The sequence below is a fragment of the Candidatus Latescibacter sp. genome (assembly GCA_030692375.1).
In the GTDB taxonomy this organism is placed as follows: Bacteria; Latescibacterota; Latescibacteria; order Latescibacterales; family Latescibacteraceae; genus JAUYCD01.
Genome location: JAUYCD010000203.1, coordinates 1 through 13,182 on the forward strand (window position 1 = coordinate 1; position 13,182 = coordinate 13,182).

General features: G+C 50.0%; 11 protein-coding genes and 2 tRNA genes. 4 read left to right on the plus strand and 9 right to left on the minus strand.

The window, feature by feature from the left end:
• Positions 1–62: 62 nt before the first annotated feature.
• The 9 genes from Q8O92_12300 to Q8O92_12340 form a co-directional block, all read right to left on the minus strand.
• Positions 63–139: transfer RNA gene (locus Q8O92_12300), tRNA-Met, on the minus strand.
• Between the two features lie 70 nt (positions 140–209).
• Positions 210–1,238: a Holliday junction branch migration DNA helicase RuvB gene (gene ruvB / locus Q8O92_12305; GenBank protein ID MDP2984097.1), complete on the minus strand. Its 1,029-nt coding sequence runs from the start codon at positions 1,236–1,238 to the stop codon at positions 210–212.
• A 242-nt stretch (positions 1,239–1,480) separates the two neighbouring features.
• Positions 1,481–2,119 (minus strand): Holliday junction branch migration protein RuvA, encoded by a 639-nt coding sequence (gene ruvA, locus Q8O92_12310; protein ID MDP2984098.1) that lies wholly within the window; start codon positions 2,117–2,119, stop codon positions 1,481–1,483.
• Positions 2,116–2,604, minus strand: a complete 489-nt coding sequence (gene ruvC / locus Q8O92_12315; GenBank protein MDP2984099.1) for a crossover junction endodeoxyribonuclease RuvC — start codon at positions 2,602–2,604, stop codon at positions 2,116–2,118. The genes ruvA and ruvC overlap by 4 nt, the downstream gene beginning before the upstream one ends.
• A gap of 3 nt (positions 2,605–2,607) precedes the next feature.
• Entirely contained in the window at positions 2,608–3,351 is a 744-nt protein-coding gene (locus Q8O92_12320; GenBank protein MDP2984100.1) for a YebC/PmpR family DNA-binding transcriptional regulator, read from the minus strand.
• 249 nt (positions 3,352–3,600) lie between these two features.
• Positions 3,601–5,679 carry an elongation factor G gene (gene fusA / locus Q8O92_12325; GenBank protein MDP2984101.1) on the minus strand — a complete coding sequence of 693 codons (2,079 nt, stop codon included), beginning with the start codon at positions 5,677–5,679 and terminating at the stop codon, positions 3,601–3,603.
• Positions 5,680–5,910: 231 nt separating this feature from the next.
• Positions 5,911–5,997 (minus strand) — tRNA-Leu (locus Q8O92_12330).
• A 362-nt stretch (positions 5,998–6,359) separates the two neighbouring features.
• Positions 6,360–6,710 carry a cupin domain-containing protein gene (locus tag Q8O92_12335; GenBank protein MDP2984102.1) on the minus strand — a complete coding sequence of 117 codons (351 nt, stop codon included), beginning with the start codon at positions 6,708–6,710 and terminating at the stop codon, positions 6,360–6,362.
• A complete protein-coding gene (locus Q8O92_12340; protein ID MDP2984103.1) occupies positions 6,710–7,525 on the minus strand; it encodes a 5-deoxy-glucuronate isomerase in 816 nt (271 codons plus the stop codon). The genes Q8O92_12335 and Q8O92_12340 overlap by 1 nt, the downstream gene beginning before the upstream one ends.
• A 439-nt stretch (positions 7,526–7,964) precedes the next feature.
• Here Q8O92_12340 and Q8O92_12345 point away from each other — a divergent pair, with 439 nt between their 5' ends.
• The 4 genes from Q8O92_12345 to Q8O92_12360 all read left to right on the plus strand — a co-directional run bounded on the left by Q8O92_12345 (position 7,965) and on the right by Q8O92_12360 (position 12,985).
• Positions 7,965–9,005, plus strand: coding sequence for an NAD(P)-dependent oxidoreductase (locus Q8O92_12345; protein MDP2984104.1), 1,041 nt, complete (start codon positions 7,965–7,967; stop codon positions 9,003–9,005).
• Positions 9,006–9,255: 250 nt separating this feature from the next.
• Positions 9,256–10,329, plus strand: coding sequence for a dihydrodipicolinate synthase family protein (locus tag Q8O92_12350; protein ID MDP2984105.1), 1,074 nt, complete (start codon positions 9,256–9,258; stop codon positions 10,327–10,329).
• A 116-nt stretch (positions 10,330–10,445) separates the two neighbouring features.
• Positions 10,446–11,567 carry a Gfo/Idh/MocA family oxidoreductase gene (locus Q8O92_12355; GenBank protein ID MDP2984106.1) on the plus strand — a complete coding sequence of 374 codons (1,122 nt, stop codon included), beginning with the start codon at positions 10,446–10,448 and terminating at the stop codon, positions 11,565–11,567.
• Positions 11,568–11,968: 401 nt separating this feature from the next.
• A complete protein-coding gene (locus Q8O92_12360; GenBank protein ID MDP2984107.1) occupies positions 11,969–12,985 on the plus strand; it encodes a WG repeat-containing protein in 1,017 nt (338 codons plus the stop codon).
• Positions 12,986–13,182: the final 197 nt, after the last annotated feature.

Here is a 13,182-nt window from a genome sequence, read left to right on the forward strand (position 1 = left end):
CAGATCTGCCCCAGATAAATAAAAAAGACTTAAGCTAATTGGCCTAAGTCTTTGTCTCCTACTGGTAGCGGCGCAGGGATTCGAACCCCGGACACGCGGATTATGATTCCGCTGCTCTAACCAGCTGAGCTACGCCGCCAAATATCTATGATTGCAGTATGTTCGTAAGTATAAATTATACAATTTTGAGTGATGAAAAGCAAGCAAAATCATTGAAACAGCTCGCTCTGTGGCATCCCTTTTACCGGCAGGCCGAGGTGACGGTACGCTTCAGCTCCTACCAGCCGGCCCCGCTTGGTGCGAAGGAGGTAGCCGATTTTGAGGAGATACGGCTCCACCAGCTCCTCGATGGTGTTGGATTCTTCCGAAAGGGTGGCCGCCACTGCCTCTATACCAACAGGGCCGCCGTTGTAATAGTCGATGATAATTTTCAAAAGCGCGCGGTCGAGGTCATCCAGCCCACGGCTGTCGATGCCCTCCATAGCCAGTGATTTCTGGGCGGTCTCGGAGTCAATGGCGCCATGTCCCCGGACTGTTGCATAGTCGCGGACCCTGCGCAGGAGACGGTTGGCGATGCGCGGAGTCCCACGGGAACGCTGGGCGATGATTTCAGCCCCTTCGCTGTCAGTACTGATGCCGAGGATTTCCGCAGACCGTATCACTATCTTGTAAATATCCTCTGGCGGATAGAAATCAAGGTGGTAGGTCATGCCGAAACGGTCGCGGAGAGGCGGGGAGAGAAGACCGACCCGGGTGGTGGCGCCAACCAGGGTGAACCGTTTCAGGGGAACATTGATAACCTTCGAGAACGGCCCCTTGTCCAGCACAAAATCGATCTTGAAATCCTCCATCGCGGGATAGATGAATTCCTCGATATTTTTTGGCAGGCGGTGAATCTCGTCGATGAAGAGAACATCCCCGTTCTCCAGATTGGTGAGAATCCCCATCAAATCAGCAATACGGGTGAGCGCCGGGCCGGAAGAGGTAATGAGCCGGGCGTCCATCTCCTTCGCAATGATGTGAGCCAGTGTGGTTTTGCCCAGTCCCGGCGGGCCGTGCAGAAGGATATGCTCCTGCGGCTCGCCCCGTTTTTCGGCGGCCTCAAGAGATATGGAAAGTTTGTCTACTATGGCTTTCTGACCGATATATTCGCCTAACGTTTTCGGTCTCAGGCTCCAGGTAAAAACCTCTTCTTCGGGAGAGGAGGAATCCCCGGTAACTATTCTTTCGCGACTCACGGTGCCTTTGTCCCTCTGTGCCTTTGTGCCTTATATTTTGGATTCATAATTTTATCTTTTCCGCGTTTGTTCATCTGGTAAGTATTTTTAAAAATATTGCGCGCATGATTGCACATTTAGATCCTGAAACGAGTTCAGGATGACATGTGTCATGCCGAACTTGTTGCCGCTTCGCGGGAACGATGAAACCGTTTCGGCATCTCTATATACGATCTCGAACCTTATCAAATGGCATACCCTGATTATCTTTTATTCCGCTTGAATATCTCCTGAATAAGTTCTTCCGCGGTCTCAAACTCAGGAAAGGCTTTTACGGTACGGCGGACCAGGTCTCTGGCTTCGAGTTCAGAGTACTGAAGTTGAAGGAGAATCTCGTATGCTTCCACCATGTATTCCTCGTCCATATCCGGTGCAGGAAATGGCTCCGGGATTTCTTCTTCCGAAAGAAAAGCAAATTTCGCCGCTTTCCCCTTTAATTCCATGACAATCTTCTGGGCGGTTTTGCTTCCGATTTCAGGCAGTCTCTTGAGTGTTCCCACGTCATTAAGCTCGATGGCTTTCGCTACATCTTTCACCGGTATGGTCAGCGCCCGGAGCGCTTTTTTCACTCCGAGCCCCTGCACCGTTATGAGGAGGGTAAAAAATTCAAGGTCGGTTTTACTTAAAAATCCTACCAGCCGCGGCATAAGATTTCCCATACCGATATTCCCCTCGATATACTGCATGGTATGCAGGGTCACCTCCTGCCCGACCTTTCCTCCGGCGCTCAGACGATCCATCAGGTCACGGCTGATGAGTACACCGTACGTAATGCCGTTCACCTCGACCAGAGCCAGGTCCTCGGTCACCGAATCCAGTATTCCGCGCACCATCACAATCATTTTGAGTCACCGTGGGTTACTGTATGAAGATGACACAGGGCGGTCGCAATGGCGTCAGTCACATCAGCCGGACCGGGTACTTTATCGCAATTCAAGAGAGTCGCCACCATGCCGGCTACCTGTTCCTTGGAGGCGTGGCCAATCCCGGAAACGGATTTTTTGATCCGCGTCGCCGAGTATGAACATACGGGAATGCCGGATTTCCCGGCCAGGAGAAAGAAAAGTCCCCGCACGTGTCCCATGATGACTGCGGTTTTGGGGTGTGCGTAATGTGAATAGAGTTCTTCAATCGCCACCGCATCCGGGCGGAATTCATCCACAATACCCTCGAAACTGCCGTATAGCTCGAAGAGCCGTTTTTCGAGGGGCTGAGAAGCCTTGCTCCGAATGACACCCGCTTCAACCAGCCGGGGCGTTCCTGAACCGCTCTCGATAACAGCATATCCGGTCACACCCAGCCCAGGGTCTACCCCCAAAACTCTCATGAATCAGACTTCTTCCATAAGTGAAACATCGATATCGAAGTTCGCCCAGACCTTCTGCACATCTTCGGATTCTTCAATAGCTTCCATGAGTTTCATAAGAGTTTTGGCGTCTTTCCCTTCGATTTTGACCGTAGTTTGAGGTACTTTCGAGATTTCAGCGCTCTCATACTTGATTTTCCTGGAATCGAAATATGCCTGGACGTTTGGGAAAGCCTTCTGAGAGCATACGACTTCATACGTGGAATCCTCCACACTCATGTCATCGGCGCCTGATTCCAGGACATGTTCCATCATGTCGTCCTCACTCATGACCTTGGCATTGAAAGTCAATACTCCCTTTGTATCGAACATCCAGGATACTGCGCCGTTTTCAGCGAGAGAGCCGTTGTACTTGCTGAAAAGATGACGGACTTCGGATACGGTACGCTGCTTGTTGTCGGTCATGCATTCCACGATAATGGCCACTCCTCCGGGACCGTATCCTTCATAGACGATCTCTTCATAATGCACACCGGGCAGATCGCCCGTTCCGCGCTGGATTGCTTTTTTGATATTATCCATAGGCATGTTGGCCGCGCGAGCTGCAGTTATGGCGGTTCTCAGCCGTGGATTGATGTTTTCGTCGCCTCCGCCGTTACGGGCGGCCACCTGAATTTCCTTGATGAGAGTAGTAAATATTTTCCCTCTCTTGGCATCCAGGGCGCCTTTTTTACGGCGAATGGTTGCCCATTTGGAATGACCAGACATTGAACAGTCCTCCCTGTATCTAAAAAATACTGCGTGTTTTGTATAAAAATACGAGAGTTTGGTGTTTTTAGAAAAGCAAAATTTTACTGACTACACCACCCGCTGTCAGGAACAGAGGAAATGAGATGTATCGTAGAATGGAGGATGAAGAGTTCTGTAAATAATGATCATGATAACCTGACCTTGCCGCTGATCAAAAACAATGTATGTACACGTGCGGAACCCCATCAAGGCTCCGCACAGAACACATTACCTCTCTACTTCCTCTTCCTTGTTGGCCTCGATGATCTTCTGCGCCAGTTCAGAAGGAACCATCTCATAGTGGGAGAATGTGCGCGAGTATGCGCCCCGTCCCTGCGTGAGAGAGCGGAGGTGGGTGGCATACTGGTACAGCTCAATCAGAGGAACCTGCGCTTTTACAATCTGGAAGATGCCCGAAGGCTCCATGCCCATGATCTTGCCGCGGCGGGAAGAAAGGTCGCCCATCACATCGCCGGTATAGGCATCGGGAACTTTCACCTCGATATTATAAATAGGCTCGAGGAGAATGGGTCTGGCTTTCAGGAAGCATTCCCGGAAACACAGCACTGAAGCCATCTTAAACGCCAGCTCCGATGAATCGACCGTATGAAATGAACCGTAGTACAGGGCAACCTTGATATCTATAACCTTGCAGTGGGAGAGTGGACCGCGCTCCAAAGCCTCATTGAGACCCTTTTCTACCGCCGGGATGAACCGCGAGGGAATCACACCGCCCTTGATCTCGTCCGCAAAAAGGAATCCCTCACCGCGAGGCATCGGTTCCATCCTGAAGTACACTTCACCATATTGGCCGCGGCCGCCGGTCTGCTTTTTGTACCGGTATTTTTCATCGGATTTTCCGGTGATGGTCTCACGGTAGGGAATCTTGGGCTCTCTCAGTTCAACTTCGATGTTATTTTTTTTCTTGAACCGATCGATAATAACATCTATGTGCACACCGCCCATACCTTCAAGGATAATCTGCCGTAACTCAGCATCGTTGCGGACACGGAAGGAGGGGTCTTCTTCACGGAGTCTGTTCAAACCCTGTGATACCTTGTCCTCTTCGCCTTTGGTCTTCGGATATACCGCCACATCCATCACCGGTACAGGGAAAACAAGCGGGTCAATATCGAGCTGGAGTTGTTTCGAACAGAGAGAGTCGCCGGTTCTGGTTCCCTTCAGTTTCACCAACGTTCCGATATCCCCGCAGTTGACCATGGGTATTTCTATTCTTTCCTTTCCGATGAGGCTGTAAATCAGCGTGGGCCGCTCGGATACCGAGTGGGTGGAGTTGAATAGTTCGTCGCCGGATTTATATGAGCCGGAAAAAATCCTGAAAAGAGAAAGTTCGCCGAGGTGCGGCTCCATCACCGTTTTGAATACCTGGATGGCAAGGGGCGAACCATTGGAGGGTTTGAGCTCTATCTCACCGCCGGTTTTCCTGGCTTTGATACCGGGCATCTCTGCGGGCGAGGGCATGCTGTCCGCTATAAGTTTCATGACAAGGTCTACCCCCACTGCGGTAAAGGCGTCGGCAAAAAGCACCGGAAATAGTGTCCTGTCCTGAATGGCCTTTTTGATACCGCCGCCTATCTCTTCAGGGGTCAGCCCGGCTTCGAAATACTTTTCCATAAGTGTGTCGTCGCTCTCTGCAGCGGCCTCGATCATCTTTTCATGAAGCTCTTCAGCATCCGATTTTAAATTTGCGGAAATTTCTCCAGCCGTTCCCTGGCCGTTTCCATCCACCTGGTAGATGTATTCCTTCATGGATACAATGTCGACTATCCGGTTGAACCCGGGACCGGGATTGACCGGTATCTGAATGGGAAGGGCTTTATTGCCAAACCGGTCCTGGATGGCTTTCAGGACATCAATTGCTTTCGAGTGTTCCTTGCCGGCGCGGTTCACCAGGATAACCAGAGGTTTCTTCCTGTTTTCGCAGAGATCCCAGACTGTTTCGGTGCCGATCTCAAGTCCGGTCAGCGCATCCACGGTAATCACGGCGCAATCCGCCCCCCGCATGCCGCAAATCACTTCTCCGACAAAATCGGCATAGCCCGGAGTATCGATAATATTCAGCTTGCGCCCCTGCCATTCAGTCTGGACTATCGAGGCGCTGATGGATATCTTGCGAGCGATCTCATCTTCAAGGTAATCTGATTTGGTATTGCCTTCATCGATCTTTCCCATGCGGGGTGTTGCACCACTGGTAAACAGAATGGCCTCGGTCATGGTGGTTTTGCCCGAGGCGCCGTGACCAAGAAAAACCACATTACGAATGTCTCTGGTGTCGTAAACTTTCACCGGTGTTTCTCCCGAAAAATGATTTTTAATTGATTAGATTATTCAAAGGGAAATGATATTGATGCATCTTGGGAATATCTTTTGAATTTACCATATCATTGAGGATATGTCAAGAAAAGGTTAAGCTCCAGGCTCTCTTTCCTTCTGGAATTGCGGTATTTTTGGGGGGCATCGCTGCAGATACTATACCCGGGTAAAGAAAACTATGGGAAGGTATTGAGATCAGGTATTTGGTGCCGAAGGGGGGATTTGAACCCCCACAGGCTTGCGCCCGCCGGTCCCTGAAACCGGTGCGTCTACCAATTCCACCACTTCGGCCCCGAATGGTCAAAATATATTTTAAAAAGGGAGAAAAATCAACAGAAAAGTCTAGTGCATTTTCCTTTGGCTTTATATCTTTTCCTTTTATTCTGGATTCTCAGCCCTGAATTCTTTTTGGTTATGTCATTTGGAAAGTATTTTTGAAAATATGCTCCTTGATTGCACATTTAGATCCTGAAACGAGTTCAGGATGTAGCGGACTCTTCGACAGGCTCAGAGTCCTCTGACCGAGCACTGAGCTTGTCGAAGTGCACGTGTCATGCCGAACTTGTTGCCGCTTCGCGGGAACGATGAAACCGTTTCGGCATCTATAATACGATCACGAACCTTATCTAATGGCATAGCCCTGTATTCTTTTTCTATTTCTTTACCAGGTCCTCACGGATCGGCGAGAAGAAATCGAGGAGCACCGATGGTTCCTCGAATGTCCAGGCGTTGTGCTCGATCCCGATCGGGGCGCGGTAGAAATCGCCGGGCATCAAAGTCCGCACCTCATCGCCCACTTTGAAACCCATCTTTCCGCTGACCAGATACCCCATCTGCTCGTGCTTCTCATGGGTGTGGAGCGGGAAGACCTTGTGGGGCGGGAAATGGTAGATGATCGCCTGGATGTTTTCGGCTGTATAGATCGCGCGCCAGACGTTCCCTTCCACAATCTCGGATTTCAGGTCTCTCTCGTTGAAGAAATGCTTGATGTCATCCGGGATCATTAAAGGTTCTCCTTCGAATTGGCAAGTATCGGGATGGCTTTCTGAACCCAGGCGAATTCCGGATCGGTTATGGGGTTCTGCTTACGGATATTTCCGGCCAGAAACCAGATGTAGAACATGGTATATCCCGGCGCGGTCACCAGCGTATGGTAGCCGTCCGGCATGAGAATTACAGTTTCGTCGGTGATTACATCGGCGCGGTCATAGGCGCCCGGTTTATAATGACGGTCCAGGCCGAAACCCTCGGCCGGAGAAACCTTGTAGTAATAGATTTCCTCCATGTACACTTCACGGGGCAAGTCGTCCTTTTCATGCTTGTGAGGCGGGAATGTTGCCCAGTTCCCCGATGGTACTATGGTCTCTCCGACAAACAGGCGCTGGGCAGGACGGTCATCGAGGAGGATGCCTTTGAAAAAGCGGGTGAAATTGGTGGCGCCCCAGGTTCCGGTGGAAACCTGGTCGGGGCTGATGACATACGGTTCCCCCTTGAGGTCGCTTTTCGCGCAGCAGACCGCGATCTCGCAGGGGCCGTTCTCCGCGGTTACCTCGTAATCCGAATTGAAAGGCGCATAAAGAGAAAATCCCTTTCCGGCGAACGGGTTCGGCCTTCCTCCCAGGATACCCAAGCTTTTGCCGTTCACTATGAACGTGACTTTGCCGCCCAGAATGTCGAACAGCACCTCATGTTCTGCCGTATTACCCGTATAGGACTCTCCGGCGCCGAGGACTATCTTGTGGAAATTCAGGAGCTTCATTCCTGAAGCATCGATTTTGTTGAATCCCTTGCCGTTCGGTACTTTCTGAAACATTTCCATGAGAGCGCTCCTTCATAAGGTTATCAGAGAATGTTCATCCGGTAAGTATTTCTTGAAAATAGTAAGTTAATGGGGAAAAAAGAAATTTCTCCAATATTTTCTGGTGTTTTTAAACCTCACCCCTTGTTCCCCTCTCCTAGTCAGGAGAGGGGATAACTCATTGCTGGCTATTTTGTTACCCTCTCCTAATTAGGAGAGGGTGGCCAAAAGCCGGGTGAGGTTTTCGACAGAGTTGGAAGCATTGTTACACTATTTGCCTGATCATCTTGATAGTGTCCGTATATTTTTAAAAATATCCTACATTCTACCATACAGAGCAAGCGCTTTATCATCCCGGAATTCGTATTTTGAACCGATTTCTCCTTGCGCAGCCCGGATGTTTTCCATTATTATCTCTTTCACCATACAGTTTGCTCCCCAGGAGAGATAGGGATGTTTCATGGAGAACACGCTTTCATTCAATAATGAAGACGATCTGGAATATTTCCTGAGCATACCGTACGCCGAAACAGTCGAATTGATGAAACGGCTGGACGGTGATTTCATGATTCTCGGCATCGGGGGTAAAATGGGACCCACGCTCGGAAGGATGATCGTGCTGGCCGCAGAAGAAGCAGGCATTTCTAAAAAAGTGTACGGTGTATCCCGATTTTCCAACCGTCACCTCATCCCCCGACTGGAAAACTGGGGGATACGGTGCATTTCCTGCGATCTTTTGCATCCCGAAGAGGCGGCGCGCCTGCCGAAAGTGAAAAATATCATCTTCATGGCAGGCAGGAAATTCGGCCAGACAGGTTCGGATTACCTTACCTGGGCGTTGAATGTCATCGTTCCCAACAATGCCGCCGCCTGTTTCACCGAATCCAGGTTCGTGGTTTTCTCTACCGGTAGCATCTATGATCTGTGGCCTTCCGATTCAGACGGCCCTTCCGAATCGGATACAACCTATGCGATCGGTGAATATGCCAATTCCTGCCTGGGGCGTGAAAGAATTTTCGAATACTACTCCCGGACTTACGGAACGAAAGTTCTGCTGTTCCGGCTCAACTACGCCATCGATCTCCGGTACGGGGTTCTCCTTGAAATCGGAAAGCAGGTATATGAGGGCAAACCGAACAACCTGGCAATGGGCTATGCGAATGTTATCTGGCAGGGGGATGCGAACAACTTGGCGATACGGTGCCTGGAACTGGCCGCCTGCCCTCCCCGTATTCTGAATGTAACCGGCGACAAGATCCGGATACGGGATATCGCACTGCGCTTCGGGAAGATCATGGACAGGAAGGCGGTATTTTCAGGTAACGAGGCGCCGACAGCCCTTCTCTCCAGCAACACCGCCATGAAAGGTATCTTCGGGGCGCCGCCGACCTCCATCGAGCAGATGCTCCGGTGGATAACGGACTGGATCGTACGGGGCGGAAAATCACTTGACAAGCCGACCCATTACCAGACCCGAGACGGGCAGTTTCTGGATACATAAAGGAAAACTTAGAAATTCTGTTTCTCGCAAAGTTCGCAAAGTTCGCAAAGAAAATATAACTTTATCAATTGTTTTTATAGCATTCTCCCGCAATATGTTAAAATTGTTAAGATACCATAAATTATCCGTGATGCATTCGAATTCCCAGCATTTTTCTTTCTTCATTGACTTTGCGAACTTTGCGAGAAGAAAATCTTTTATTCTGCATTCTGAATTCTGGCTATTTGATTCTTTCCTACGGATAAAAACCATGTCTTACCCCATGCCGCCGGAATCAATTCTTTCGCTCATCCGCCGGGGAACAGTCATTCCGGCGTCTCCCCTGGCTTTGAACAGCAGGCGGGAATTCGACCCCTGCCGTCAAACCGCCCTCATGCGCTACTACTGCCAGGCCGGCGCCGGGGGTGTAGCGGTCGGGGTGCATACCACCCAGTTCGCGATTCGCAATCCGGAAGTGGACCTTTTTGAAACGGTGCTCCAAACCTGCGCCCAGGCTCTGGACGAGTATACCCGTCAATCCGGGCGGCCGGTGATAAAAATCGCCGGCATTGTGGGAAGAACAGCGCAGGCGGCAAGAGAAGCGGAAACGGCTCTTTCCCACGGCTACCATGCCGGGCTTCTTTCTCTGTCCGCATTTGGTTCAGCCCCGATTTCTGAAATGATAGATCATGCGGAGGAGATTGCCCGTCTCATTCCCCTGTTCGGTTTTTACCTTCAGCCTTCGGTGGGCGGGAGAGTGCTTCCCCTGGAATTCTGGCGGAAATTTGTTCTTATCCCCAACGTGGTTGCCATCAAGATTGCGCCGTTCAACCGTTACCAGACATTCGATGTCATCCGCGCAGTGGCTGAAGAGGGCCTTGAGAACGATATCGCCCTTTATACGGGGAATGACGACCATATTATCACAGACCTCATCACCCCCTGGACTTTCACGGTGTCCGGAAACCGGAAAATCCTCAGAATCCGCGGAGGTCTTCTGGGTCAATGGGCGGTGGGAACGAAAAGGGCGGTGGAAATGCTTACCGAGATTCATGACCTCCTGGACACGGGAAGCGATATACATCCCGATATGCTCAAAAGGAACGTGGAGCTGACCGACGCCAATGCAGCTCTGTTCGATGCCGCCCACCAGTTCAGAGGGGTCATCCCCGGAGTGCACGAGGTGCTTCGCCGCAGCGGACTTCTGGAGGGTATATGGACATTGAATCCGGATGAGGGTTTGTCAGAGGGACAGTTTGATGAGATAGAACGTGTACTACATACCTATCCCCATCTTTTCGATGACACGTTCATAGAAGAAAATCGAGACTCGTGGCTTACGTAAAAGAATGAAGGTATCAGGGCTGCTGGTTTCGAATACATTTCTTATCCCGATATTTATTATATTAAAACTATGTTTTTCCGCGAAATCCGCGGCAAATAATTTTATGAGGTATCACCATGAATCGCCGGAGTTATCTTCAAGGCTTTGGAGCGGCCGGTATTTCTGCGGCGGCAGCGCTCGCCTCCCCGATTGAAGCCTCTGTCACAATGTCACGGATTCTTGCTTCACAATTTTCGTACCCGATTAAGACATTCGCTCCTGAAACGATCATCAAGGTTGGAATGATCGGCATCGATGGGCATACGGAGACCATACTCGGCGATCTTCCCCGTATGAAGAATGTGCAACTTACCACCTATGCCTGCTATGGGGCGCCGAAGCCTCCCCTGCCGAAGGGGGTGAGAATCTATGACCGCTACGAAGAGATGCTGGAAAAGGAAGAATTGGATGTTGTCGGGATATGTCTTCCCTATTCGTTGAATGCGGGCGCTTCCATCGCCGCCGCGAAAAAGAAACTCCATATAGTCACCGAAAAACCGGTCGCCACCACCATCGAAGACTTCGAAGCTCTTCTCAAAGCTGTAATTTCAAACCGGGTCCGTTTAACCGCTCTCCTGAATATGCGGCTGGAGCCGACCTTCCTGGCTGTTAAGGAAGCGGTCGCAGCCGGTAAAATCGGCGAGCCGATTCTGGTCACCGCCCAGAAATCATACAAATTCGGTCAGAACCGTCCGGATTTCTATAAAAAGAAAGAGACCTACGGCGGAACAATACCCTGGGTGGGCATCCACGCCCTGGATTACATTCATTTCACCACGGAATTGCATTACACCGAAGTCATGGCGTTCCATGGCAACAAGGATCACCCGGAGTACCCCGGCTTTGAAGATTATGCCGGTATCCTCCTCCGGTTGAGCAACGGCGGAACAGCCATGGTGAACATCGATTACCTTCGGCCTGAAACCGCTCCCACTCACGGAGATGACCGTCTCAGGATTATCGGCGCAGAAGGGGTAATCGAAATCAAAGATCTTGGCGCGCGAGTGGAATTGATTACTTCATCGAAGCCTTCACAGGACATTCCTCTTCCGGATAGAAAGCCATTCTTTGCAGATTTTATATCGGAGCTGAGAGGTGAAGGCAGGCATGTTTTGAAACCGGAAGAACCGTTCGAGATGACCAGAGTGGCTCTTTTGGCCTATCGGTCGGCGGAGAAAAATATACCGGTTAGACTTTAAACCACAGATTTACGTATTCGAATTGCATTCTCTTGATACAGGCAACCAACAGAATATTTTACATTATTATATATGACGACATATTTTTTTGCGTTTCTTTTCAAATTAGATGCCGAAACGGTTGCTAAAAGATGCGCTGCGCTTTCATCGTTCCCGCGAAGCGGCAACAAGTTCGGCATGACACGTGTCATCCTGAACTCGTTTCAGGATCTAATTCCAATTATTTTTCAAATTGACGTAAAACCTCACCCGCCCTTCGGGCACCCTCTCCTAATTAGGAGAGGGCCGGGGTGAGGTTAAAAAATGGAAATCATGCCATTTTGAACGCTTATTGGTCTAAACACTCAAAATATGCGTAATTATTTATGTCGTCATGCAACAAAATGAGAAAAGAATTCGAAATGCGAAGGCTCACGGCTTTTGGTATCGCATCCTTACTGTTACTATTTTTCTCGGTAAGCGGCTGCGATAACCAAAGCTCAAAAACATCTTCTATCCGTTCGCTCGCCCTTGTTAAAAAAGGTGCGAGATGGGGATATATCGATATTACCGGAAAATTCATCATAAAACCCAGATTCATCGATGCCTGGCCGTTCTCTGAAGGTTTAGCGCAGGTGAGGACCGGACGCAGATGGGGATATATACATGTGAACGGGAAGTTTGCAATCTCTCCACGGTACACGGATGCCTGGTCGTTTATCGAAGGAGTGGCCCGGGTGAAGACCGGGAATTCATGGAGCTTCATTAGTCCCGAAGGGAAGACGGTGACACCACGGTTCGATGGCGTCGACGATTTCAAAGGAGGGCTTGCGCGGGTAAAAAAGGATGGGAAATGGGGTTTTATCGATAAAACCGGCCGTTATGTCATACCGCCTATTTACGATGACTGTAATAATTTTGTTGAAGGGCCGGCACTTGTGAAAACCATTCACCGGTACGGTTTTATCGACAAAACCGGAAAATTCTCCATACCGCCGCGTTTTGACGGCGCATGGTCGTTTTCCGAGGGATTGGCATTGGTGCGATCAGGCGGACTCTGGGGATATATAGACAAAAACGGGGAATTTATCATCCCCCTCCAGTTCCGTGATGCGTGGTCTTTTTCCGATGGGTTGGCGCTGGTAAGAATTCATGGCCTCTGGGGATTTATCGATAAAACCGGGAAAATTGTGATTAAACCCGCCTACCGGGAAGCGTTGTCGTTTCAAAACGGACTGGCCCGTGTCAAAAGAGATCGTTCCTGGTCTTACATAGATAAAACGGGGGATACCGTCCATCCAAGATATGAAGATATACACGCTTTTTATGAAGGTTTGGAGCCTGTGGAAGTTAAAGGCAAATGGGGATATGTCAACAAGTCCAACCGGTTCGTTATTCCCCCGGAATTCGACGCCGCCGGGCCGTTTAAAAGCTTTTAAATGAAGCTCCCCGCCACAAGCAGCGGGGAATTCAACCCTAAGAAATTAAAGAATATGAATACCTTTGCCATTCGAACCGACAATCTCGTGCGCGATTTTAAAACGGTGCGTGCGGTGGATCATGTTTCTCTGGAAGTGCCGTCCGGGATTGTTTTCGGTTTTCTCGGACCGAACGGCGCAGGAAAGACCACCATGAT

What these genes read in the sequence shown, in the direction of transcription:
- Q8O92_12360 (MDP2984107.1), top strand. Translation starts at nt 11,969, where the DNA reads ATGCGAAGGCTCACGGCTTTTGGTATCGCATCCTTACTGTTACTATTT.
- ruvC (MDP2984099.1), bottom strand. Translation starts at nt 2,604, where the DNA reads ATGAGAGTTTTGGGGGTAGACCCTGGGCTGGGTGTGACCGGATATGCT.
- Q8O92_12355 (MDP2984106.1), top strand. Translation starts at nt 10,446, where the DNA reads ATGAATCGCCGGAGTTATCTTCAAGGCTTTGGAGCGGCCGGTATTTCT.
- Q8O92_12340 (MDP2984103.1), bottom strand. Translation starts at nt 7,525, where the DNA reads ATGGAAATGTTTCAGAAAGTACCGAACGGCAAGGGATTCAACAAAATC.
- Q8O92_12320 (MDP2984100.1), bottom strand. Translation starts at nt 3,351, where the DNA reads ATGTCTGGTCATTCCAAATGGGCAACCATTCGCCGTAAAAAAGGCGCC.
- Q8O92_12335 (MDP2984102.1), bottom strand. Translation starts at nt 6,710, where the DNA reads ATGATCCCGGATGACATCAAGCATTTCTTCAACGAGAGAGACCTGAAA.
- Q8O92_12345 (MDP2984104.1), top strand. Translation starts at nt 7,965, where the DNA reads ATGGAGAACACGCTTTCATTCAATAATGAAGACGATCTGGAATATTTC.
- Q8O92_12350 (MDP2984105.1), top strand. Translation starts at nt 9,256, where the DNA reads ATGTCTTACCCCATGCCGCCGGAATCAATTCTTTCGCTCATCCGCCGG.
- ruvA (MDP2984098.1), bottom strand. Translation starts at nt 2,119, where the DNA reads ATGATTGTGATGGTGCGCGGAATACTGGATTCGGTGACCGAGGACCTG.